We start from the raw sequence: 22,344 nt of genomic DNA, 5'->3' as shown, positions 1-22,344 counted from the left end.
AATTGAGGTGTGCCGGAAAGATCAGCGGACTATTTTGTCGACCTGAATGCCCAGCTTCTTGAGGCGGTACCAGAAGCTGCGCTCCGAAATCCCGATCTTCGCCGCCGCCGCCGCTTGCACGCCATTGCTCTCCTGCAACGCCGCGAGTATGTAGGCCTTTTCCACTTCCGCCAGTGCCGCATCCAGGTCCTGGGGAATGCCCGGCCCGTCGCTGAGGATCGCCGTCACGTCGCCCTGGTTCGGTTTGGACGCAAACAGGTAGCCCGGCAAGTCGATGTCTTCGATCACCGGCGACGCCGCCACAATGGTCGCGCGCTCTACGCAGTTCTGCAGTTCACGGATATTGCCTGGCCAGTGGTAGGCCGCCATGGCCTGCAACGCTTCAGCACTGAAACCGGTGATGCGTTTACCGGCAGTGGCGCTGAGGGTCTGGGCGAAGTGACGGGCCAGGGGCGCGATGTCTTCCACCCGTTCGCGCAATGACGGCAAGGGAATCGGGAACACGTTGAGGCGGTAGTACAGGTCTTCGCGAAATTCCTTGTTGGCCACCGCGTCCAGCAGGTTCTTGTTGGTCGCGGCGATCACTCGCACATCCACCTTGCGCTCGCGGGGATCGCCCACCGGTTCGATCACCCGCTCCTGCAACGCGCGCAGGATCTTGGCCTGCAACGCCAGGGGCATGTCGCCCACTTCATCGAGAAACAGCGTGCCTTTGTCGGCCTGTTGGAAGCGCCCTACCCGGTCAGCCACGGCACCGGTGAACGCGCCTTTGCGGTGGCCGAACATTTCGCTTTCCAGCAGCCCTTCCGGGATGGCCGCGCAATTGACCGCCACGAAGGGTTTGTCGGCACGGCTGCCATGTTTGTGAATGGCGCGGGCGACCATTTCCTTGCCGGTGCCGCTTTCGCCGGTCAGCAGGATGGTGGCGCTGCTGTCGCGCACCGAGTCCACGGCTTGCAGCACTTTGCGAAACGCCGGGCTGTCGCCTACCAGGCTGTCGAATTGCGCGTGCTCGTCCAGCTCGGCACGCAGGCGTGCGTTGTCGCGCATGATGTCGCGAAACTGCAGGGCCTTGGCCACGGTGATGTCCAGCTCGTCGATGTCGAACGGCTTGGCGATGTAGTCGTAGGCGCCGTTGCGCATCGACTGCACGGCGTTCTTCACCGTGCTGTAGGCGGTCATCACGATCACCGGCACATGGGGGTAGCGCACCTTGATCTCGGCCAGCAGCGCCGGACCGTCCATGCCCGGCATGCGCCAGTCGCTGATCACCAGGTCGATGTCTTCCTGTTCCAGCACCTTGAGCGCATGCAGGCCGTTGCCGGCGATGAACACCTGCACATCGTTCTGCCCCAGGGCCGATGCCAGCAAGTCGCAGAGCTTGGGTTCGTCGTCGACTACCAGAATGTTATGCGTCATGACTGTCCTCGTCGTCTTCGCCACTCGCCGGAATGTACAGGCTGAAGGTGGCGCCGGCATCTTTTTCACTGGCACATTCGATGCTGCCGTCGTGACTTTCCATGATCGAATAGACTTTGGCCAGGCCCAGGCCGGTGCCGGAGGCCTTGGTGGTAACGAAAGGCGTGAAGATGCGTTCGATCATGTCCGCCGGAATACCCTGGCCGGTGTCGGCGATGCTGATCACCGTGTTCTCGCCGTCCGCGCGAATCCCCAGGGTCAGGCGCCCACCTTCGGGCATCGCGTCGATGGCGTTGAGAATCAGGTTGAGGCACGCCTGCTTGAGCTGTTTGGCATCTGCGTAGATCGTCGCTCCCGGCGCCTGGTCGTCGATCTGCGCATCGATAGTATGCGTGGCCAGCTCCGGGGCGCAGAAGCCGAGGATTTCCTCGACCAACGGGCGCGCCGGCAGCAATACGCGCAACGGCGGGTTGGGCTTGGCAAAGTCGAGGAATTCGGTGATCAGGTCGTTGATACGGCTGACTTCACTGATCACGTATTCCAGGTGGCGCTTGTCGGTGTCCGCCAGATCGGCGCGGCGGTGCAGCAACTGCGTTGCCGTCTTGATGATGCCCAGCGGGTTGCGGATCTCGTGGGCCAGGCCCATGGCGACTTCACCCAGGGCATGCAGGCGATCACGTCGACGCAGCTGCGCTTCAAGGTGATGCAACTCACCCAGGCGCTCGGTCATATGGTTGAAGGTACTGCTCAACTGCGCCAGTTCATCACCACCGCTGACCACCACGCGGTGCGCATAGTCGCCGGAAATCACCGCACTCACGCCCTGGGACAGGTCCCGCAGCGGCTTGGTCAAACGTCGCGACACCAATACCCCGGCAGCCAGCGACAAGGCCGAGCTGAGCAGGAAGATCAACACAAACAGATTGCTCTGGTTTACCAGCCCCACCAGGCTGGTGTGGCGCAGCAAGCCACTGAAAATCACACCTTGCAGGTCACCGGCATCGTTGAAGATCGGCCAGTACAACCCGCTGTAGTTGTTGGTGAACTGCTCACTGGGCTGCCTGGTGGCGCGCATCGCGGTTTCGACGCTCTTGGGGATGCGCGAAGGGTGATCCTCAAAACGTTGGGTCGAGAAAATCTCAGAGAAACCTTCCGGGTTCGCCAGGTACAGGCGCAGGTCGAGGGAATGCACGTCGGCCACGCTGGTGAGGAAACTGCTGTCCAGGTAAGTCCCGACCAGCAGCTCGTAATCGACGCCGTCCTGGGAGGTCTCGAAAGTCGAGACCACGATGCCGGTGGACGCGCCCCCTACCTGCACAGTCTGCAACACCGTATTTTTGGCCAGGCTGATCTGCTTGACGATGTCGGATGCCGCGGTGCTGAACACGATTTTTTGGTCACTGGTGCGAATCAACGCCACCACATCAATATCGGTGGCATCGGCAATGTCGGCGGTCAGCCGGTCGTGTTTGGCCGCTTGCTTGCTCGCAGGCGGGCTGGTGTAGCGCAAAAACAATTTAGCCATGCGTGCGTTGTCATGAAGGATATCGCCGATCTCGTCCTTGACGATCTTGGTCGACTCCTGCAGCCAGATGCGCACGTTGCTGTCGAAGATCTGCGACAGCGTGGTGGCCGCCAGTTCGGCGGCGATCATGGTGGGAATCACACTGACCAACCAGAACGCCAGCACCAGCTTGCGCTGGACGCTCCAACGCGAAATGGCAAAGGGGCGGGCTTTCTGGCGGGTCTTGGTGATCATCAGGTTTCGCTTATCGCAGCAGCCATGGCAGGGTCGGAACGATCCGGTCGAATAAACAGTTTTACAAGCTTGAGCAGGCCGTTGACCAGCCGGTTGCGGTGGCGGAAAAACACGCTGTTGCCTTGGAACTCGCAGCCCAGGCGTAGCTTACTGGCATACCCGGCCTGGCCGCACTCATACACCGCAATATTGTGTTGAATACAGTAGTCGACGTTGGTCAGCCAGCTACGGAAGTACAGGTTGTAGTCGCGAGTGAACTCAACGTCATGCCCGAAAAACTTGTCCACCAGTCGATGTTCGTCCACCAGGATCAGGTTGAACGCCACCAGTTGCTCGTCCACCCAGTAAAGAACACAGACCGCGCGCTCATCAAGGCGTTCGAGCACACCGGTGAAGTAGCCGGCGGGCAGCCGCTCGAACTGCAATTCGGCACGCGTCAGCGTAGCCTCGTACAGGCGCATGACCTGCGGCAGCACGTCGTCGATATTGCGCCGCCATTCCACCCGTGGCCCCGGCGCGCGCAGTTTGCGGCGCAGGTCCTTGCGCGTGGATTTTCCTAGGGAGCCCAAGTAAGCGTCCACCGAGCCGTACGGCAGCGGCAATACCCCCGTGGGCAAGCTCGGCATGCTCTGGAAGCCAGCAGCCCGGCAACTTTCGACCCAATCCGGGTCTTTGCTCGGCGCGTCCTTGACCGCCACCAGGCCGATACCAAAGTCATCGGCATCCTGGCGCGCGGCTGCCAGCAGGTGTTTGAGCAACAGCGGTCGGCGCCCATCCGCCACGCCACTGGCAAAACCGACGTCGCAACGCTCAGCCACCGGGGAACCGAGGGCATACAGCCCCAATTGCAATAGCCCCGGCCACAAGCGTTCGACACGCTCGGTCACGCGCTTGCCGGCGCCCGACACCGTCGTGTCGAGGCGATAATGGGTGATGAACGCCGCCGCCACAGCCGCCAGCGTTCCATCTTCGTAAACCGCCAGGTAACGCCACTGGAAATCTTCGATGGCGGCGTTCTCCACGGCGACGTAATAGTCCCAATCCTCCAGGGCTCCCGCAAAACAGTCGTTCCAGGCACTGCGCTGGATGGCCCGAATGGTCGGGAAGGCTTGGGTGGTGATCACAGGTTTCCCTTATATCTGGGGTGAGCGCCGATCAAACGTGGGAGCTGTCGAGCCCCGGCGAGGCTGCGATGGCATCACCTCGGTGCATTTGAAAGACCGAGGTGCCTGCATCGCTGCCTCGCTGGAGTCCCACCTCGACCTGCATGGGTTTGAGGCCCGCGTGCTGCTCGACGAAGTCGGCACTCAACTCGATCACGCGGCGGTATTGCAGGTCGACGGTGATCATGTGGTAGCAGTTGTCCAACAGGATCTTGGTCACGGGCCCGCCCAGATGGCGCTCCACATAGTCCGCGTTCCAACGGCTGGTGATGTCGTCCTCGATGGAGTGCAACACCAGCGCCGGCACGTTGATCTGCGGCATGCGCTTCTTGACCACAGCGTTCATCCGGTGCAATTCGCGCACGGTGATGCCCTCCATGGTCAACAACCCCGCCTCGCTACTCTCGCCTTCCTTCATCTGCCGCTCGACGATGCCGCGCAGGCGTTCGTTCTTGATGCCGTACGGCGGCTTCTCTTCGAAGCGGCAGAGATGCACGCCGAAGGGGATTTTCATCAACAACGGCGTAAGGAATGCCAGCTTGTTGATGCTCCAACCGTCGTACTTCAAGGTGGTGGAATACATCAGCAGCCCGGCGACTTGCCCAGGGTGCTCGGCGGCCACATACATCGACATCACCGCGCCCATGGACAAGCCACCGACAAACACCTGTTCATGGCGCTGCTTCACGCCCGCGAAGGTCTTGCGCACGCCTTCGTACCAGTCTCGCCAGCCGGTGGCTTGCAGGTCGCTGTTGTCACCGCAATGCCCGGCCAGGGTGGGCACGTACACCGTGCAGTTGCCCACCTTGACCAGGCCCTTGGCGACCTGGCGCAACTCCGTCGGGGTGCCGGTCAGGCCGTGGATCAACAGGATCCCGACCGGACCATCACCGAGAACGAAACCGGCATCACCCTCACCGAGGTCGATCTCTACTGTGTTCACCGGTCGGTCGCCCGCACCAGCAGTTGCTCAAGCAGCTTCAGGCCCAGTTCGATTTCCGGGTAGCTGATTTCCAGGGACGGTGCCAGGGTGATCACGTTTTTGTAGTAACCGCCCACGTCGAGGATCAGACCCAGCTTCTGACCGTCCACCACCATGTCGCCCTTCATGCCTTCCTCGACCATGTAGTCCAGGGTCGCCTTGTCCGGTGTGAAGCCATCCGGGCCGCAAATTTCGCAGCGCAGGGCCAGGCCCAGGCCGTCGACGTCGCCGATGATCGGGAAGCGTTTCTGCAAGTCTTGCAGGCCTTCAAGGAAGAACTTGCCCTTGGCCATGACCATCGCGCCGTAGTCGACTTCGTTGGTCATCTTGAACATTTCCAAGCCTACCGCCGTGCCCAACGGGTTGGAGGCGAAGGTGGAGTGGGTCGAACCTGGCGGGAAGATCTTCGGGTTGATCAACTCTTCACGGGCCCAGATGCCGCCCAGTGGATTGAGGCCGTTGGTCAGCGCCTTACCGAACACGATCACGTCCGGTTGCACGTCGAAGTGCTCGATCGACCACAGTTTGCCGGTGCGGTAGAAGCCCATCTGGATTTCGTCGGAGACCATCAGGATGCCGTGCTGATCCAGCACGTGCTTCAACTCACGGTAGAAGTTCATCGGCGGGATCACATAACCACCGGTGCCCTGGATCGGCTCGACGTAGAACGCAGCGTACTCACTCTGGCCGACTTTCGGGTCCCACACGCCGTTGTATTCGGTCTCGAACAGACGGGCGAATTGCTGCACGCAGTGGCTGCCGTATTCTTCCTTGGTCATGCCTTTAGGGCCACGGAAGTGGTACGGGAATGGGATGAACTGCGCGCGCTCGCCGAAGTGGCCATAGCGACGACGGTAGCGGTAACTGGACGTAATCGACGACGCGCCGAGGGTACGCCCGTGGTAGCCGCCCTCGAAGGCGAACATCAGGCTCTTGCCGTTGGTGGCGTTACGCACCACCTTCAGGGAGTCTTCGATGGACTGCGAACCGCCGACGTTGAAGTGCACGCGACCGTCGAGGCCGAACTTCTTCTTGGCGTCGACCGCGATCATTTCCGACAGCTCGATCTTGCCCTTGTGCAAGTACTGGCTGGCGATCTGCGGCAGGGTGTCGATCTGCTGCTTCAGCGCATTGTTCAGGCGTGGGTTGGCGTAGCCGAAGTTGACCGCCGAGTACCACATTTGCAGGTCGAGGTAGGCCTGGTCTTCGGTGTCCCACACGTAGGAGCCTTCGCAACGGCTGAAAATACGCGGCGGTTCGATGTAGTGGACGGTGTCGCCGTAGGAGCAGTATTTGGCTTCTTTATCCAGAAGGATCTGGTCTTCGGCGGTAGCGATACGGATATCAGACATGGTGGAAGAGTTCCTGATTGTCAGCAGCAGTAAAGGTGGTGGCGTTGGCGGCGAGGCTTTGTGGCAGTTGAGCCAGCAGCGCCGTCACTTCGGCAAAGGTGTCGAAGCGCGCATGAGGAATGTGGTTGGCGACGCAGTAGTCGGCGAGGCTGCCCTTGGCGAACACGAAGTCGGCAGTGGAGGCCACGCACATGTCGGACTTGCCGTCGCCGATCACCAGCACGCGCTTGTGGCGCGGGGTGGACTTGCACTTGCAGTTGCCGGAGGCGGCACGGCAGGCATCGCTGGAATACGGGAAGTCGATGCGCCAGCTGTTCTGATCGACCTGGCGCAGGCGGTTGGCGAGGATCGGCAGCAAGGTCACGTAGTTGCGCGACAGGATTCGCGCGATGCCCTGCTCGATGCCATCACTGACCACTTCGATGGACGCGCCCAGGCCGATCACGTGGTCGACGAAGTCCGGGAAGTCCGGGTCGATCTCGACGCTGTCGAAATACGCCAGCAGTTCGGAGGGGGTCGCCTTGATCAGCGCCAGTTGGCGGCTCAGGCATTCGCGTGAACCGATATGCCCATCCAGCCATTCCTGTTCGATGGTTTCCCACTCGGGGCCGGCGAAGCGTTGGAGGACGTTGTCGATGACATCGGTGGGGGTGATGGTCCCGTCGAAGTCACACACGATATGCCATTGGATCATCGTTGTTTACCTTGGAAGAGCGCGCTGTGTGCGCTTGCAACAAGGGGTAGAGCAGGGAGCGTGCCAACTGGCGCAGGCCCAGCGGGGCTGGGGCTTTGCTCGGCATGGAGGGCGATTTGTGTCGTGGAAGCTACAATTTTTGTAGCTTGCTACAAACAAGATGAGTGCTTGCGCGAGGTCGACGCTTTGCGCGTTCATGCGCACGTAATCAATCAAGGAACAGTGACCATGTTGAGGATCACTTGCGCTGCACTGGCCGGTTTATTGGGCCTCTGGAGCGTTTCGAACGCGGCTCAGGCCGAGGGTATCACCGGCGAAGTCGGCGCAGGCGTCAGCTACCAGCCCCATGACCCTACCGGCAGCCGCTACGAAACGCGGCCCGTTCCCTATTTCGACTTGGACTGGGGCGATGTCAGCCTGAGTACCGACGACGGCCTGACCTGGAGCGCGTTGAACAGCAATGGCTTTACCGCCGGCCCGTATATCAATTATCTGCAGGGGCGCACCTCGAACGGCTCGCTGCAGGGGTTGCGTAATGTGTCGGACATGGCCGAGGTGGGCGGTTTTGTCCAATACGCACCGGCTGATTTCTGGCGGGTGTATGCACAGCTGGGCCAGGCCGTCGGCGGCGGCCACGCGCAGAGCGGCACGCTGGGCAAGGTCGGCGGCGAACTGGGCTACCCGCTGGGCAACGGGATCATCGGCAGCAGCGGGCTGGTGGCGCACTTCGCCGACGCCCGCCAAACCCAGACCTTTTTCGGCGTGGATGACAACGAGGCAGCCGCGTCGGGCTTTCGGCCGTACAACGCCAGCGGCGGCTTCCAGAACGTGACGCTGACCCAGAGTTTCGAGTTTCCCCTGGCTGCCAAATGGTCGTTGCTGACCAGCGCGAGCTGGGTGCATCTGGTGGGTTCGGCGGCGGACAGCAGCATCGTCCGGCAGACTGGCGACGTTAACCAGGGCCAGGTGCAGACGGCCATCAGCTATAAGTTCGATTAGGTTGGTCTGGGGTTTGCAATGAGGTCCTGGAATCCATTTTTCCAGGACACTCTTCATGGCTCGCCCTGCTTACCGTTTGCTGCATCACTCGCTCTGGGACCTGGTGCCCATCGCCCTGGGCCTGGGGCATTTTGCCTTTGTCGTCTGGCTGGTTGCCGCCTTCCAAAGCCTGAGCTGGTGGGCTCTGGTGCCTCTGGCACTGGTCTACGCGATCAGCATGTCGTGGAGCATCAACAGCATCTCCCACAACCAGATCCACAATGCCTACTTCAGCCATCGCGCAATGAACCGCGCCTTCGACCTGCTGCTGTCGGTGACCATCGGTTTTTCCCAGACGCTCTACCGCGATATCCACAACCGCCATCACCGTGGCAACGCCGACCTGCCGGGCCCAGATGGCAAAACCATCGACCCGCTGTCGATCTACCAGCGCGGGAAGCAGGGTCAGCCGGAAAACCCGTGGGCCTATACCTTCCTGAGTTTTTTTCGCGACGATCCCAAGCCGTTCTATGACGAGATGAAGCGCAAGCGCCCGGCGGATGCGCGCTGGGTCAAGGTTGAGATCGCAGTGACTGTGGCGTTCTATATCGCCCTGGCGCTCTACAACTGGCAGGCGGTGCTGTGGCTGTTGCCGTTCTGGTACCTGGGCCAGTGCCTGTCATCACTCAATGGCTACTACGAGCACTTCGGCGGCAACCCGGACCTGCCGATCGCCTGGGGCGTGAGTTCCTATAGCGTGCTGTACAACCTGATCTGGATGAACAACGGCTACCACGCCGAGCACCACTACCGGCCGAAGATGCACTGGACCAAGGTGAAGGCGTTTCATCGGGAGATTGCCGAGCAGCAGCGTGAGGCGGGGGTGAAGCAGATTTCGGTATCACACGGTCTGGGCTTCCTGGTGGCGCACCGCAAACGCCAGGGCTGAACCCCAGCTCTTGCGGTGAGCGGGCTTGCCCTGCGCGAGATAAGCTCGCTCACCACAACGATCAGCCCAGGCCAGCGTGATCAGTTTTCTTCGCCTTCGGCCAACAGGGCAATACCCCCGATAATCACCGCGACGCCCACCCAGTGCAGCGGGCTGATATGTTCCCCCAGCCCCAGCCACGAACCCAGCAGCACCACCACAAACACCAGCGAACTCAGCGGAAACGCCAGGGACAGACTGCTGCGCCGCAGGATCAGCATCCACACGAAAAACGCGCCGATGTAGCTAGCAATAGCCGCCACGATCCCGGGGTTGCGCGCCACGTCAGCCAGCCATTGCCAGCTTAGATCCATTTGCCCCAGTTGGTCCCCGGCCACTTTGGTAAACAACTGGCCGGCGCTCTCGGTGCAAATCAGCAAGGCCCACAGCACCACCGTGCCGAAACGCCCGTGTAGCCACCCGTTGTTCATCGTCTGCGTACTCATGCCTGACTCCCTGCAATCGCTACCAACATCACACCCAGGGTGATCACCAGCGTGCCCAACCAACGACGGCGACTGACGGTTTCCCCCAGCACCACCTTGCCCGCCAACACCACCCCGCAATAGGCCAGCGCCGCCGCCGGGAACAACAAGCTCAACGGCGCACGGGACAAGGCTTCAAGCCACACGAAGAACTCGATGGCATACGCGCCGATCCCGGCCCACAGCAGCGGCGCATTGAACACCTGGCCCCAGAAGGCATTCAGGCGGAAACCGCCGTCCAACTCGGGCAAACGGTCCAGGCCGATCTTGAAACACAGCTGGCCGATCACATCGAGCACGATGGAAAACGCCACCAGCAACACCACGGTCAACGTCACGGGAACAACTCCTCAAACAGGTCGATCAGGGCTTCATTGGTGGCGGCGTTGCGCTGCAGATCTTCGGCGCTCCAACGCTCGGGCGGCGGCTGGTCGGACTTGGCTTCCCAGCGCTTGAACGCATTGCTGAAGGCGGGCGTGGCGAACTCACCACACACGTCAATGCCGATGATGCGTTTGCGCGCCGCCAACGCCCGCAAAGCTTGCAGCAAATGGGTCAGGCGCATGCCGCCCTGGTCCCAGTTGGTGGCCGCGTCTTCACTGGCAAGTACGTCTTTGTCGATGGTGATCCAGATGGCTTCGGTGGGCAGACTGGTGATCATCTGATCGAGGAAGGCCGCCCAATCCAGCTCGGCCAGGTTGCGCCAATACAGGTGATTTTCCTGCTGCTGGTGACCGGCACCGTCCCCTACCCTGCCCCAGACTTTCGACGGCGGATGCTGCCAGGGAAACAGCTGCAAGTGCCCGCGCTTGAGGGCTGCAAGGTTGCCACCGCGCAGTTGCGGGTTATGCAGGTCGTCGCTGCACGGGCCGAGGGTGACGATGCGCTTGATCGCCGGCATCTTCAGCGCGCGGTTGACCCACGATCCGCAATGACGCTTGGGCGCAAAGCGCACCCAGTCGGGGTGATTGTCGAAGTGGATCAGGCTGATGGGCTCTTTCAAATCGGCGAGGAACGCCGGCGTGAGGTGGTGATAGTCGCCAGAGCCGACAAACAGGATTTCCGGTCGCGCATCGGTGGGCCGAGGCCGTTGGGCCAGGCGTTCGGCGAAGCGTCTCCAGGTTTTCTCGGTGGACCATAGGCGCAGCTTCGGGCCCAGGTCCAGCAGGTCGATACGGGTGGCACGGCCACTGGCCAGACGCCGGGCAATCGGTGCCTGGCCGGTGAGGCTGTGGTCAAGGTCAAGAATATTCAAGGTAATGTTTCACCCCTAATGGCAGCGCCCATCCGGATACCGGACGGGCTTTAGGGGGTCAATGCAAGGGACGGGCCAGCGCTTAGCCTTTGGCCTCTTGGATGATCTGGCGGATCGCTCCCACAAAAGCTTCCGCCGGCTGCCCACCGCTGACGGCGTACTGGTCGTTGAACACGATGGTCGGCACCGAGCTCACGCCACGGGAGATCCACAGCTGCTCTTGTTCACGGACTTCAGCGGCGTATTCATCGGAGGCGAGAATCTCGGCCGCACGCTGGATATCCAAGCCGACGCTTTCGGCGATGATCGCCAGGGTGGCGTGGTCGGACGGGTTCTGGCCGTCAGTGAAGTACGCCTTGAACAGCGCTTCCTTGAGGTTGTACTGCAAGCCTTCCAACCCGGCCCAATGCAACAGGCGATGTGCATCAAAGGTGTTGTAGATACGGCTTTGGCCATCGGTACGAAAGGCAAAACCCAACCCGGCGCCCATGTCGCGGATACGTTCGCGGTTGGCCTGGGATTGCTCGGCGGTGGAGCCGTATTTTTCGGTGATGTGCTCGACGATGTTCTGCCCCTCGGCGGGCATGTTCGGGTTCAGTTCGAACGGCTGGAAATGAATCTCGGCCTGCACCTCGGCGCCAAGCTGGTCGAGGGCTTCGGTCAGGCCGCGCAGGCCGATGATGCACCAGGGGCAGGACACGTCGCTGACGAAATCGATTTTCAGGGGGGTACTCATGACAGGCAACCTCGCTGGCTTGAATGGGCCACAAAGGTTGCACGATACACCAATGTCACAACACCTTCGAAGGCTCGCCCCGGTCAATCTGCGCCCAGTGCGCCGCGTCCTCGCGATGGGCTTGCAGGTAAGGCAGCACCGCCGTCAGCAGCGGCGCCTTGAACGCCTCCTGGAAACGATGGGCCATGCCGGGAATCAATTTCAACTGGCTGCCCTGGATATGCGCCGCCAGGTGCACGCCGTGCATCACCGGCAACAGCGGGTCGGCGGTGCCGTGCACCACCAGGGTCGGCACACGCAGTTGGTTGAGCAACGGCACGCGGCTCGGTTCGGCGAGGATTGCCATGATCTGGCGCTTCACGCCGTCCGGGTTGAAGGCACGGTCGTAGGACAGCGCCGCCTGGTGCAACAGCGCCTGGCGATCATCCGTCACGTTCGGGCTGCCCAGCGCCGCCAGCAGATCGGCCTGCTGCTCCAGAGCCACTTCACGATTCGGTGCGCTGCGCCGCGACAGCAGTTGCACCAACGCCGCATTCGGCGCAGGCAAGCCTTCGGCGCCGGAGCTGGTCATGATCAGCGTGAGGCTCTCGACCCGTTGCGGTGCCATGGCCGCCAGGTGCTGGGCGATCATGCCGCCCATGCTTGCGCCCAGTACGTGGAATTGCTGGATCTGCAAGGCATCCATCAAGCCGATGGCGTCATCGGCCATGTCAGTCAACGTGTAAGGCGCCGCCACCGGCAGGCCGAGCTTGTAGCGCAGCACTTCAAAGGTCAGGTTGGCGTTGGCCGGCGCCTGGCGCCAAGTGGACAGGCCTACATCACGGTTGTCGTAGCGGATCACCCGGAACCCTTGTTCGCACAGCGCGACCACCACTTCATCCGGCCAGTGGATTAGCTGCCCGCCCAAGCCCATCACCAGCAGCAAGGCAGGGTCGGACGCACGGCCGATACTCTGGTAGGCGATGCTCACCTGAGCCAGGTCGACCGTTTGGGTCGGGACATTGACGTCACATCGAGAAGCCGCAAAGGACGGCAGGCCGAACAACAGAGCGGCCAGTAAATACAACACGCGCATGAAAAACACCGAAACGCAGAACCCCAGTAGAGCGCGAGTCTGATGAAGTTTGTTCAAGCGCGCTGCCACAGTTGCGTGACAGTTTGATGAATGTCGCTCAACGGTCGGCCCACTAACTATCTATCCCTGCGCGCCGCGTTCCCCACCTTTAAATAGGGCACCGACCGGTAAAGCACCGTTCTGCCCCTTTTTTTGAGTGCCGTCACATGACCGATACACCCAACCCGCTCTCCCCCCTTGCCGTGCGCGATTTCCTGCCGCTCTCCCCCGCGCCGTTTCGCCCGTTGAATGAAAGCCTGCTGCTGGAAGCCACGGCCCGCTGGCACGCCAGCCGGGAACACATGCTCACGCTCACCGCCGCCGCCCCCAGCATTCGCGCCGCCCTCACGGCGTTCATCCAAGAGCAACTGGGCCTGGACGGCGACAGCGTGCAGCTGCATTTCGCGGCAACTGTCGACCAGCCACAGCGTCACGTCACGCTGACCCAGGCCTGCGCCTTTGTTCATCAAATCCCGGTCCCCAGCTCGCTCGCGCAACGTTGTCGGGTCATCGGCCTGCCGGTGGGCAAAACCCAGTACGCGGCGCAACCGTTCGAGCTGCTAAAACCCTTTACCCAGCTCAATGTGCAACAGGCCCTGCGAACCGCCTGGGTGCGCTACTGGTGGTTCACGCGCGCGCCCGGCACGTCGGTTTCACGCCGTGATCACGCGGTCGCGCAGTACAGCAGCCACCTCCAGGCGGCCGCTCAGTTGGCCTGTGCCTGCGGGGTGATCACCGCCGATCAATTGAAACCGTTGCTGACGGTCCTCGACCCGCCGAGCGGCGCGCTGCAGCTTGACGGTCAGAAGATCTACACCGAGCAACTGCTGCTCAAGCGCACGGGCTTGGCCGATGCCGAGATACCCGGTGCGCTGGTCATCACCCTGGATGCCGAGATCGTCCTCCAGCTGTTGTACCTGCCCTCTGAGGAACCGGCGCTGAACCTGTTCAACAGCCGCGTCAGCATGGAGCAATGGTTGCTCGATCACCCCACGCTGTTCCCCGGTGTGACGGCAATCACCCGAGACAACCAGATCGACTACCGCGAGGTCAACGACCCCTTGCAAGCCGGCGTGACGCATCTGCTGGAACATCGCCTCAGAGAAAAACAGGCGAGCTTGGCCTACCCCCACGGCAGAGACCTCGCCGAGCATGGTCACAGAGCGCTGGATGCGGCCGATCAGGTTGACCGGCACCAGCACAGCCAGGGTTTTTTCGCCTTGCCGCGCGCTGCCGAACTGACTGCCGTTGAGAGCGATGTCGCCCGCGACACTCCCCCCATGCTCTTCGCCGGACTGACCGCCGACCTGCCCCTGGCCCAGCGCCGCCACGCACTGTCACGGCAACAGCAGCCGCTCTTCGGTGCCGAGCACGCGTCCGCCCTGCTGCCGCCGCCGAACGATGAGCAACTGGCCACATTACGCAGCCAACTCAACCGCTTGCACGAGGCGCAACAGCAGGCCCATGAAGCCGCCACCGCGCTGTGGGGTCAATCCCAGCACCAACTGCTGGAGCTGTCCCAGCAAGCGAACCCCGATTACCACACCTTGCTCCAGGCACGCCTGAACGGGCTGCTTGCCGAGGCCGGCCTGCAGCGTCAACTCAACCAGATCAGCCAGGCCGGGCACGACATGCTTCTGGCCGCGCTTGACCCGCTCAACGCGCCAGACCCCGAACTCAAGGTGTCGGTGGCAACCTTGACCCTGTCGATCAGCGAGCGCAGCAACGGCGCGGTCAACATCCAGCGCAAAGAGCTGGACGGCGTGCTGCTGATCACCCTGGAAGCGGCGCTGCTCGATGCTTCAACACCTCAGGACCTGTTGCTGTACTGGCCGGGCAGCCAGGGCGGGCTGCAGCATTTCGCCTCGCTGCAGGCGCTTGAACAGTGGCTTGGCGTAACGCCGTCGGACGCTGCGTCGCTGGAACTGGCCCTGCTCAATCAGACCCCGCTCGAATACAGCCTCACCGTGCAACTCGATGGGTGGGTTACCCAGATCGAAGCGATGCTTCAGCGTGCCCCGGACGACACCGAGCGCCAAGCCCGGGAACTGGAACCCATGCGCGTGCAAGCGATCGAGGAACTGGGCGTATCGACCCACAGCGTGCGCGAACTGGCCTATGCGCAGCTTCTGGAACAGAACCAGAGCGGCGCCCTGGCCGCACAACTGCCGGCCTGGCTCGGCCAGGTGTCGGCTGCCGATAGCGTCGAACTCAAGGCCCTGCTGGAACGCTACATCCTCGCGTTCCAGCGCGCCGACGAGGCCTTGAACCTGAAGCTGCCGCTGATCAGTAGCTTTTGCAAAAAACGCCTGCACGCACGGCTGTCCCGGGACTTCTCGCTCAAACAACCGTTCCACGTTCAGCTCGACGTCCCGGAATCGGTCACGCATTCACAGCATTTCGTCGAAGCCCCCGGCGCGCCCGGCACCCCGACCAAGACCGTACCGGTGCCCAGCGCCACGCGGGTCAAAATGAGCCTGGATGAGCTGGCGCTGAGCAACATCGATACGCCGACCTCCGAACGCTTGACGTTCATGAAGGTCGAGGTCAGCACCCAGGACGCCACCGAAGGCCAGGCCCTCACCGCCGGGCTCAGCGCCAACTACCTGCGCCGGCTGGTGCCGGAACTGGACCTGGCCCAAGCGTATGAAGACCTGATCGTCGAGGCTTACCAAGGCTCGGATCGCGAAGCGGACTTCAGCCGTGAGTATCGCCTCGAATGCCTGCTCGAACCTCATCGCCTGCTGCTCACCCTTCAGGGGCGCCTGGCGTTCCTGCAAAAGCACATCACCGCCACCGAACTGAACACCTTCAACATCGCCGTGAATGCCAGCACCGCTCAAGCCTGGCGCGCCGATGGCAATGACATTGAGCTGCTTCCCGCTCACCTCAGCGTCGGCGGCCCAGACACCCAGGACGGCTCAAGCACCTTGTCCGGGGTCACCTTCATCCGTCAGAAAAATTCCGGGAGCACCCTGCTCTATCTGCCCGAGAGCCCGGACGGCCAGGCCCTGCGCAGTTACAACAGCCTTGAGGCGGCGCGACTGGCGCTGTTCCGCCTGTGCCTGAACACCGCGATGGTCAACTACCTGGCTGGCCGCGCCTTGCTCGGTAACATGGCCAACCACGTCAGCCGGATCAATCAAGCGGTACTCCGGCATTTCGACGCGCTGATCGGCGTCGGCACCGCCTGGCCCGTCACCACGTCGCTGGCCAGCCATCTGCTCAACGCGCAAATGGGCCGCGTCAAGGAGGCCCACCGCGCCAGTGCCCGTTCCAACAGCGATCTGTACCTGGAACGCTATGCCATCAAAGGCGTGCAGGCCTTCAGCTATATCAAGATGGCACTCGGCGTGGTCCCCGTGGTGGGCAGCGTGATCGGCCTTTACGATGGCTGGGTCAGCGCCAATGACGCGGTGGCTGCGTTTCGCCGCGGTGATCATGTGCAAGGCATGCACGCCATCACCCAAGTCCTGCAATCATTGATCGACGCCGGCATCGATGTGGCCGGCGGGGTGCTGATCACACCCAATGCAGCGCGCACGCGCACGTTTGGGCGCCAGTTGCGCAATGCCTTCAAGGGTGGCCGTTACCTGCAACCGCCCATGAGCCGCAAGGCGCGCCGCATCGCCGAGCGCTTCAGCGGGTATGAATATGGCAAGGAGATCGCCCTGGCCCATCTGACCCCGGCGAGCCACGGTGTTTATCGCAACGTCTACCGCCATACCGACGGCGACTTCATTGTGCGGCAGGGCAGCGTCTATCAGGTCGAACTGCAGAACGGGCATTGGCGCTTGAGTGGCAACACGTTGAAGACCTACAAACAGCCGATTGCCCTGGATGAAGCCGGCCAATGGGACACCCACTTCGGCGTCTACGGCACCGCGCAACCGGTCGGCCTGGCGGGCGGCGGCGGCGTGCTCGGGCACCTGGCGGACACCCTCGAACCGCTCTGGCCGATGGCGATTCGACAACGGCTGCCGATCTGGTGGACCGATCATGTGCTGCGCCGCCAACTGGCGCTCAACGATGCGATCAATACGCTGAGCAGTCGGCTCGACACTCAACTGGCCGCGACCAGCAACCTGCAACACCTGTCCAACCAAAGCGACATCGCCACCCGCAAAACCTTGCAGCCGACCCTGGACCAGGCCTACGCCAAAGACATCGAGCTGGCGATTGAGCAGGCCAACGCCGTTCAGGACGTGATCGCCTTCACCCCCAACAGAGAGCACCTGGCCCTCAAAGGCATGCAGAGCCGCGCCGCCCTGATTGTCACCAGCAGAGCCGTGGAGCGCTTGAAAGTCGCCGCGGCCGCGCTGCAGGGGTTGACCGGGCAATTCGGCGACCTCCAAGTGCCGCCGACGCGCCCGGCCGCCATTTTGCAGTTTCTGCAAACCCGCAAAGGTCTCAGCCAGAACATCGTGCAGGCACTCGACCGGATCGACCGCCTCTTCCTGGTCATGAACGAATGGAGCGCCAATATCAACCTAATGGCGCAGGAAGCCGATATACGCCTGCACGGCAGAAGTACGCGCAGGACCGCGCAACAGATCGACGCGGATCTTCACAACACGCGCACGATGGTGGGCGAGGCTCGCGACGACGCGGCGCGCTGGAACGAACTGTACGATGAAGGCTTTCGCACGCACCTGCGCACCGTCCACAGCATCGACACGTTCAACCGCTACGATCACGTCACCGATCCTTCCTGGTTGTACTTGCAAAGTGAGGTCAATCGCGTCTATCTCGACGCCCACCTGGCCCTGAACACGCATTTTGCACTGACAAATACGCCCACCACGGTCAGCCAGCGCACGCGAATACTCAATGAATGTATCGATGCCTACGCGCGCTTCAGCCTCAGCGTTAAAACCTTGAGCGCAGGCTACCCGCAACATTTTGACCTGGATAACCTGAGCGCCTTGCTGAACAACCTCGAGCGCATGACTCAACTGGCCCGTCAGCGCATCGGCACGCCCGCTCGCCTGCATCGCCCGCGGCCCGACGAACCACGAGGAACAGTGTTTGAAACCGATGACAACCGGATGCTGATCGGCATAAAAAGCACCGACCCACGCACCAACACCACGCGCTACACCATCGACAACCTCAGCGGCCACACCGAGACCTGGGAGCAACGCCCAAACGGTCGGGCTCAACGCCAATCGGCACCACCGGTGGCGCTCCCACCCGAGGCGAACGTGAAGTCGGTGATGGTGAACGAAGCCCAGAGCCGCCTGCGCGCCGTGCCGGTGTATCAGGCTAAAGTCGAAGCCTACGCCCGCCAAGGCATGTTGCCGGTGGACCTTGAACACATGCTGGTCAGCGAAGCCGCCGAACTCACCCTGCGCTCGAACCGCATCGCACGCCTTGACCCCGAGGAGCCGAGCATCCAGCCATTGCGCACGACCGCCACCGAGCTGACCGCCGCGGGCCGCACCCTGCGCACCCGCCAATCATTGGCCAGCCGCCAACCCACCGACGGCATGCTTGATGATCTGGCCAGGCATCACGTGGTCGAGGTGCGTCGAACCGCGTCGATGACCGAGCTGGCGAGGCGTGCGAACGGGCACCGCGACTTCATGCAGGAATATGAAGTCTGGGACCTGACCGCCACCCCACCGCGTCCCTTGTGGTACGCGCACTTTCATTACAACCGCCGCACGGCTACCTTCGATGAGTTCGAAAAGGCCCACTTGAAACTGCCGGAACATCGCTACTTGACCCATGCCGACGACCCGTCACTGCCATTCTCGGACATCGGCAAGCAGTCCGCCGCGTTGTCGCATATCCGGCCGCTATGGGTTGCCCTCTAGCCGCGCAGGCCCGCGGCTGTCTCGGTCACCAGGACTTTCGGGGTCTTGGTGCGCTGCGGCGGGATCTTCAGGTTCGCCGCCGTGTAGAGATTGCGCGGCGAACCTTTGGCCGGGTACATCACGCCCAGGCCTGCAGGTCGACAACCCGCACAACATGAGACAAACTCACCCTCTTCGCATTAATCATCAATATTTCTCATGGAGGCCACGGTGCTGGAAATCCGCCACCTGAAAACCCTGCACGCCCTGCGCGAGGCCGACAGCCTGGTCGAAGCCGCCGAACGCCTGCATTTGACGCAGTCCGCCCTGTCCCACCAGTTCAAAGAGCTGGAAGAACGCCTGGGGGTGCCGCTGTTCGTGCGCAAGACCAAGCCGCTGCGTTTCACCAGCGCCGGCCTGCGCCTGCTGCAACTGGCCGACGCAACGCTGCCGCTGCTGCGCGGCGCAGAGCGTGATATTGCGCGCCTGGTCGGCGGAACCGCCGGGCGTTTACACATGGCCATCGAATGCCACAGTTGCTTCCAGTGGCTGATGCCGACTATCGATCAGTTCCGCGACGCCTGGCCGGAGGTCGAACTGGACCTGGCCTCCGGCTTCGCTTTTGCCCCGCTGCCAGCTCTGGCCCGAGGCGACCTGGACCTGGTGGTGACCTCCGACCCGCTGGAGTTGCCGGGCATCACCTATGTGCCGCTGTTCACCTACGAAGCCATGCTCGCGGTCGCCAACCAGCATGCGCTGGCGAATAAGGCGTACATCGTGCCGGAAGACTTGTTGACCGAAACACTGATCACCTACCCGGTGGAACGCGACCGCCTGGACATCTTCACCCGCTTCCTCGAGCCTGCCGATGTGGAACCGGCCCAGGTGCGTACATCGGAGCTGTCGGTGATGATGATGCAACTGGTGGCCAGCGGCCGTGGTGTGTGCGGCATGCCCCATTGGGCGCTGCATGAGTACAGCGCGCGCGGCTATGTGAAGGCCAAGCGGTTGGGCGAGAAAGGGTTGTTTGCGACGCTGTATGCGGGGATTCGTGCAGACATGCTGGATGCACCGTACATGCGCGATTTCTTGCTGACGGCCAAGGACACGTCGTTTTCCACCCTGGATGGGGTCAGCGCGGTGCGCTAATTGCAGGAGCCCGGCAATTCGCGCCACATGTGGATCTTGTCGAAATAATCGACCCCGACCCGCACTGCCAGCGGCTCCAGGCCGTATTGGACGAAGCCGCAGCGTTGATACAGGGCAAAGGCCGCGTCATTGCCGGCGGTGACCGTAAGCTGGATCACTTTGAGGCGCGGCTGTTTGCGTGCTTCGTCCAGTGCGGCCTCGACCAACTGACGACCCAGGCCCTGTTGCTGATAGGCCTCGTTCACGTACATGCCGAACAGCGTCACCTTGTGCCGCGCTTTCTCTCGCGGCTCATACGCCAGGCCGACAATGCCGGCCAGTTCGTCACCGACAAAAACGCCGAGCAAGCAATCCAAGGGGCTGCTCAAGCGTTTTTCCCACCAGCTCAGCGGCATCGCCGCACGCTCCGCCACGCTGGAGGTGAATGCCTGGGGATAGGCGCCATAGGCCTCAAGCATCAACGCCCGATAAGCCTCGGCGTCGCTGGCCCCCAGCGTGCGAATGATCATGCCGTCAGCGAGGCGCGGTAAAACGGCAGGATCAGATCGCGCGTCAGCGGGGCCAATTGCAGGCCACCGTCACCGGCCGGGTCGATCCAGCGCACTTCCTCGATCTCGGCGGCGGGGGTCACCGCCACGTCGATAGTGACCTGAAACAATTCGGCCTCCACCGTAAAGCCGGGCTCGTTGGCCGCCGGGGCCGAGAAGTGGCCCAGATAAGCGGCATCGCTGGGGTTGATGCGCAGGTTCAGTTCCTCGAACAACTCTCGGGCCAATGCCTCGGCGGGTTGCTCGCCTGCGTCGATTTTGCCGCCGGGCTGCATGAAGGCCTGGGTGCCGCGCTTGCGCACCAGCAGGGTGTGGCCGTCGCCACCGATCAGGAGGGCGGCGGCGATGCGGATAGTCGTGGACATGCAGTAAAAGCCTTGAATTGGGTCAGTGAAAATAACCGGCAAGGCTTACGCCTCGTCCGGCGCCTTGATAAATACGTTGTACTTCGCCCCTTCCATCGCCTCAAACGCAATCAGCTTGTCCACCAGCGGCAGGTTCAGCACCTTGCCGGCATTGAGCAGTAACATGCCGTTGTCGGCGTTGAGGTTGCGAGCCAGCACCATGCCGTCGGCCAGTTCGCGCGTGGTCAGGACCTTGACGGTGGGATCGCCCAGCGTCACATCACTGAGGAATGTGGCGCAGGCCAGAACGAAATCCTCGACCAGCTCGGGATCATAGAGGCGCCCGGCATATTTGCGGATATAGAGCAGCGCTTCGTCACTGTTCATCTGCCGCTCAAGAATCAGCCCCTTCTGCAACTCGATGAAGTCCACCGCCAGTTTCAAAAGGCGCGAACCGAACGGAATCGCATCGCCCTTGAGGTGGTCGGGAAAACCGCTGCCATCCCAGCGCTCCTGATGGTGACGAATGATGCGCGCCGCATCTTTCATCGGCTCCAAGGTCATCAACAACGATTCGCTCTGGGTCGGATAGCTGCGGTAGCGCTCGCGATCCGTGCTGTGCAGCTTATCGGCCGGTTCGATCAGCATGCTGTCGCTCCAGCTCAGTTTGCCAATGTTGTACAACGCAGCGGCCATCGTCAGGTCACGCGAACTGGCGTCGTCGATAGACTGGGCGGCGCAATAGACCCGCACCAATTCGATCAGCGAGCGGTTGGTCTGCTTGTTCTTGGGCAAGCGCAGGTTGGCCAACAGCGAAAACACTTCGGTACCGGTCACGTAGCTGTGCTTGAGTTCGTCGTAGGCCAGGTCGAGCATGTCGGCGGTCTGCTGCAGCTCACTGGTACGCGCCGCTACGCGTTTTTCCAGGGTGGCGTTCAGTTGCTTGAGCTGATCGTTCTGCACCTGGGTCAGGCGCTCCAGGCGCTGGTGCTCCAGGGTCTGGCGCAAGACCAGCTGCAGCTCCTCGTCATTCCAGGGCTTGCTGATGTAGCGGTGGATCTGCCCTTCGTTGATGGCCTTGACGATCGTCGGCAGGTCGGCGTAACCGGTGAGCAGAATGCGACTGGTGGCCGGATACAGCCGATGCACCTCGGCCAGCAGCTGCGCACCGTCCATACCGGGCATACGAGCGTCGCTCATCACCAGGTCGATGGGTTGGGCGGCCATGATCTCCAGGGCCTGGGCACCGCTGCCGGCCAGGACTACATCGAAGGGCTGCCCGCGCAATAAGCGGCGCAGGCTGTTGAGGATCGATTCTTCATCGTCGACCAGTAATATCGTGGGTTTCGTCGCAAGTTGTTCGTCCATGCCTGCTGCGCCTTCAAATTGAACTGAATGGAACCACATTTGACCATCGTGCCAAGCCATCTTCCCTCGACCGCGGCGCGGGGGTCGATTTGACGCCAACTGGCCTTCGATTTCAAGGCACTCGACTATGCTGTCACAGTAGACAACTTCGCTCAGCCGCAGAATCAGGGAAGGAATCATTATGCCGTCGAGCCTTTTGCAATCGCGGAGTG

Annotated in this window: 19 protein-coding genes; 4 read left to right on the top strand and 15 right to left on the bottom strand. The window is 62.1% G+C overall.

Going from position 1 to position 22,344, the window contains the following annotated elements:
- Positions 1 to 21: 21 nt before the first annotated feature.
- From BMZ57_RS08210 to BMZ57_RS08185, 6 genes are read right to left on the bottom strand one after another with little or no spacing between them, the layout of a single operon-like run.
- On the bottom strand, positions 22 to 1,419 hold the full coding sequence (locus BMZ57_RS08210) for a sigma-54-dependent transcriptional regulator (protein ID WP_010212772.1): 1,398 nt from the start codon (positions 1,417 to 1,419) through the stop codon (positions 22 to 24).
- Complete coding sequence (locus tag BMZ57_RS08205; protein ID WP_010212774.1) at positions 1,409 to 3,178, bottom strand: sensor histidine kinase; 1,770 nt, start codon at positions 3,176 to 3,178, stop codon at positions 1,409 to 1,411. Before BMZ57_RS08205 ends, BMZ57_RS08210 begins: the two co-directional genes overlap by 11 nt.
- The gene (locus BMZ57_RS08200) at positions 3,178 to 4,302 is read right to left on the bottom strand and encodes a GNAT family N-acetyltransferase (RefSeq protein ID WP_010212776.1); all 1,125 of its coding nucleotides are present in this window, start codon (positions 4,300 to 4,302) and stop codon (positions 3,178 to 3,180) included. Before BMZ57_RS08200 ends, BMZ57_RS08205 begins: the two co-directional genes overlap by 1 nt.
- 31 nt (positions 4,303 to 4,333) lie before the next feature.
- The gene (locus BMZ57_RS08195; RefSeq protein WP_010212779.1) at positions 4,334 to 5,284 is read right to left on the bottom strand and encodes an alpha/beta hydrolase; all 951 of its coding nucleotides are present in this window, start codon (positions 5,282 to 5,284) and stop codon (positions 4,334 to 4,336) included.
- A complete protein-coding gene (locus BMZ57_RS08190; RefSeq protein WP_010212781.1) occupies positions 5,281 to 6,675 on the bottom strand; it encodes an aspartate aminotransferase family protein in 1,395 nt (464 codons plus the stop codon). The genes BMZ57_RS08195 and BMZ57_RS08190 overlap by 4 nt, the downstream gene beginning before the upstream one ends.
- Positions 6,668 to 7,369, bottom strand: coding sequence for an MtnX-like HAD-IB family phosphatase (locus BMZ57_RS08185; RefSeq protein WP_021492535.1), 702 nt, complete (start codon positions 7,367 to 7,369; stop codon positions 6,668 to 6,670). The genes BMZ57_RS08190 and BMZ57_RS08185 overlap by 8 nt, the downstream gene beginning before the upstream one ends.
- 228 nt (positions 7,370 to 7,597) lie before the next feature.
- Here BMZ57_RS08185 and BMZ57_RS08180 point away from each other — a divergent pair, with 228 nt between their 5' ends.
- Both BMZ57_RS08180 and BMZ57_RS08175 read left to right on the top strand, forming a co-directional pair.
- Positions 7,598 to 8,368 (top strand): MipA/OmpV family protein, encoded by a 771-nt coding sequence (locus BMZ57_RS08180; protein WP_010212785.1) that lies wholly within the window; start codon positions 7,598 to 7,600, stop codon positions 8,366 to 8,368.
- A 55-nt stretch (positions 8,369 to 8,423) separates the two neighbouring features.
- Positions 8,424 to 9,296 (top strand): fatty acid desaturase, encoded by an 873-nt coding sequence (locus BMZ57_RS08175; RefSeq protein ID WP_069672360.1) that lies wholly within the window; start codon positions 8,424 to 8,426, stop codon positions 9,294 to 9,296.
- A gap of 80 nt (positions 9,297 to 9,376) precedes the next feature.
- Here the strand turns inward: BMZ57_RS08175 and BMZ57_RS08170 are convergent, their stop codons facing one another.
- The 5 genes from BMZ57_RS08170 to BMZ57_RS08150 all read right to left on the bottom strand — a co-directional run bounded on the left by BMZ57_RS08170 (position 9,377) and on the right by BMZ57_RS08150 (position 12,886).
- Complete coding sequence (locus BMZ57_RS08170; RefSeq protein ID WP_010212788.1) at positions 9,377 to 9,781, bottom strand: DMT family transporter; 405 nt, start codon at positions 9,779 to 9,781, stop codon at positions 9,377 to 9,379.
- Complete coding sequence (locus BMZ57_RS08165) at positions 9,778 to 10,158, bottom strand: DMT family transporter (protein ID WP_010212789.1); 381 nt, start codon at positions 10,156 to 10,158, stop codon at positions 9,778 to 9,780. The genes BMZ57_RS08170 and BMZ57_RS08165 overlap by 4 nt, the downstream gene beginning before the upstream one ends.
- The gene (locus BMZ57_RS08160; RefSeq protein WP_010212790.1) at positions 10,155 to 11,075 is read right to left on the bottom strand and encodes an arginase family protein; all 921 of its coding nucleotides are present in this window, start codon (positions 11,073 to 11,075) and stop codon (positions 10,155 to 10,157) included. Before BMZ57_RS08160 ends, BMZ57_RS08165 begins: the two co-directional genes overlap by 4 nt.
- Before the next feature lie 82 nt (positions 11,076 to 11,157).
- Positions 11,158 to 11,811 (bottom strand): DsbA family oxidoreductase, encoded by a 654-nt coding sequence (locus tag BMZ57_RS08155; protein WP_010212791.1) that lies wholly within the window; start codon positions 11,809 to 11,811, stop codon positions 11,158 to 11,160.
- 55 nt (positions 11,812 to 11,866) lie between these two features.
- Positions 11,867 to 12,886: an alpha/beta fold hydrolase gene (locus tag BMZ57_RS08150; RefSeq protein WP_010212792.1), complete on the bottom strand. Its 1,020-nt coding sequence runs from the start codon at positions 12,884 to 12,886 to the stop codon at positions 11,867 to 11,869.
- A gap of 206 nt (positions 12,887 to 13,092) precedes the next feature.
- Here BMZ57_RS08150 and BMZ57_RS08145 point away from each other — a divergent pair, with 206 nt between their 5' ends.
- Complete coding sequence (locus BMZ57_RS08145) at positions 13,093 to 18,744, top strand: dermonecrotic toxin domain-containing protein (protein ID WP_069672361.1); 5,652 nt, start codon at positions 13,093 to 13,095, stop codon at positions 18,742 to 18,744.
- On the opposite strand, the gene BMZ57_RS29975 is transcribed toward BMZ57_RS08145, so the two are convergent.
- Positions 18,741 to 18,863, bottom strand: a complete 123-nt coding sequence (locus BMZ57_RS29975; protein ID WP_021492539.1) for a hypothetical protein — start codon at positions 18,861 to 18,863, stop codon at positions 18,741 to 18,743. The genes BMZ57_RS08145 and BMZ57_RS29975 overlap by 4 nt on opposite strands.
- Before the next feature lie 91 nt (positions 18,864 to 18,954).
- On the opposite strand from BMZ57_RS29975, the gene metR reads away from it, so the two are divergent.
- Positions 18,955 to 19,872 (top strand): transcriptional regulator MetR, encoded by a 918-nt coding sequence (metR, locus tag BMZ57_RS08140; protein WP_021492540.1) that lies wholly within the window; start codon positions 18,955 to 18,957, stop codon positions 19,870 to 19,872.
- Here metR and BMZ57_RS08135 read toward each other — a convergent pair.
- The 3 genes from BMZ57_RS08135 to nosR are packed head-to-tail and all read right to left on the bottom strand — an operon-like array spanning position 19,869 to position 22,132.
- The gene (locus BMZ57_RS08135) at positions 19,869 to 20,381 is read right to left on the bottom strand and encodes a GNAT family N-acetyltransferase (RefSeq protein ID WP_010212799.1); all 513 of its coding nucleotides are present in this window, start codon (positions 20,379 to 20,381) and stop codon (positions 19,869 to 19,871) included. The two genes, metR and BMZ57_RS08135, sit on opposite strands and share 4 nt — an antisense overlap.
- Positions 20,378 to 20,785, bottom strand: a complete 408-nt coding sequence (locus BMZ57_RS08130) for an NUDIX hydrolase (RefSeq protein ID WP_010212801.1) — start codon at positions 20,783 to 20,785, stop codon at positions 20,378 to 20,380. The genes BMZ57_RS08135 and BMZ57_RS08130 overlap by 4 nt, the downstream gene beginning before the upstream one ends.
- Before the next feature lie 45 nt (positions 20,786 to 20,830).
- Positions 20,831 to 22,132 carry a response regulator c-di-GMP phosphodiesterase, NosR family gene (gene nosR / locus BMZ57_RS08125; protein ID WP_010212802.1) on the bottom strand — a complete coding sequence of 434 codons (1,302 nt, stop codon included), beginning with the start codon at positions 22,130 to 22,132 and terminating at the stop codon, positions 20,831 to 20,833.
- Between the last annotated feature and the right edge of the window lie 212 nt (positions 22,133 to 22,344).

The organism is Pseudomonas simiae (assembly GCF_900111895.1).
GTDB classification, from domain to species: domain Bacteria; phylum Pseudomonadota; class Gammaproteobacteria; order Pseudomonadales; family Pseudomonadaceae; genus Aquipseudomonas; species Aquipseudomonas simiae.
Note: the sequence above shows the minus strand (reverse complement) of the source record. Positions and strands in the feature narration are given on the sequence as shown.

Coding starts and splice junctions, on each gene's coding strand:
- BMZ57_RS08145 (WP_069672361.1), top strand. CDS start 13,093: ATGACCGATACACCCAACCCGCTCTCCCCCCTTGCCGTGCGCGATTTC.
- BMZ57_RS08150 (WP_010212792.1), bottom strand. CDS start 12,886: ATGCGCGTGTTGTATTTACTGGCCGCTCTGTTGTTCGGCCTGCCGTCC.
- BMZ57_RS08135 (WP_010212799.1), bottom strand. CDS start 20,381: ATGATCATTCGCACGCTGGGGGCCAGCGACGCCGAGGCTTATCGGGCG.
- BMZ57_RS08185 (WP_021492535.1), bottom strand. CDS start 7,369: ATGATCCAATGGCATATCGTGTGTGACTTCGACGGGACCATCACCCCC.
- BMZ57_RS08210 (WP_010212772.1), bottom strand. CDS start 1,419: ATGACGCATAACATTCTGGTAGTCGACGACGAACCCAAGCTCTGCGAC.
- BMZ57_RS08205 (WP_010212774.1), bottom strand. CDS start 3,178: ATGATCACCAAGACCCGCCAGAAAGCCCGCCCCTTTGCCATTTCGCGT.
- BMZ57_RS08155 (WP_010212791.1), bottom strand. CDS start 11,811: ATGAGTACCCCCCTGAAAATCGATTTCGTCAGCGACGTGTCCTGCCCC.
- nosR (WP_010212802.1), bottom strand. CDS start 22,132: ATGGACGAACAACTTGCGACGAAACCCACGATATTACTGGTCGACGAT.
- BMZ57_RS08180 (WP_010212785.1), top strand. CDS start 7,598: ATGTTGAGGATCACTTGCGCTGCACTGGCCGGTTTATTGGGCCTCTGG.
- BMZ57_RS08175 (WP_069672360.1), top strand. CDS start 8,424: ATGGCTCGCCCTGCTTACCGTTTGCTGCATCACTCGCTCTGGGACCTG.
- BMZ57_RS08170 (WP_010212788.1), bottom strand. CDS start 9,781: ATGAGTACGCAGACGATGAACAACGGGTGGCTACACGGGCGTTTCGGC.
- BMZ57_RS08190 (WP_010212781.1), bottom strand. CDS start 6,675: ATGTCTGATATCCGTATCGCTACCGCCGAAGACCAGATCCTTCTGGAT.
- BMZ57_RS29975 (WP_021492539.1), bottom strand. CDS start 18,863: ATGTACCCGGCCAAAGGTTCGCCGCGCAATCTCTACACGGCGGCGAAC.
- BMZ57_RS08130 (WP_010212801.1), bottom strand. CDS start 20,785: ATGTCCACGACTATCCGCATCGCCGCCGCCCTCCTGATCGGTGGCGAC.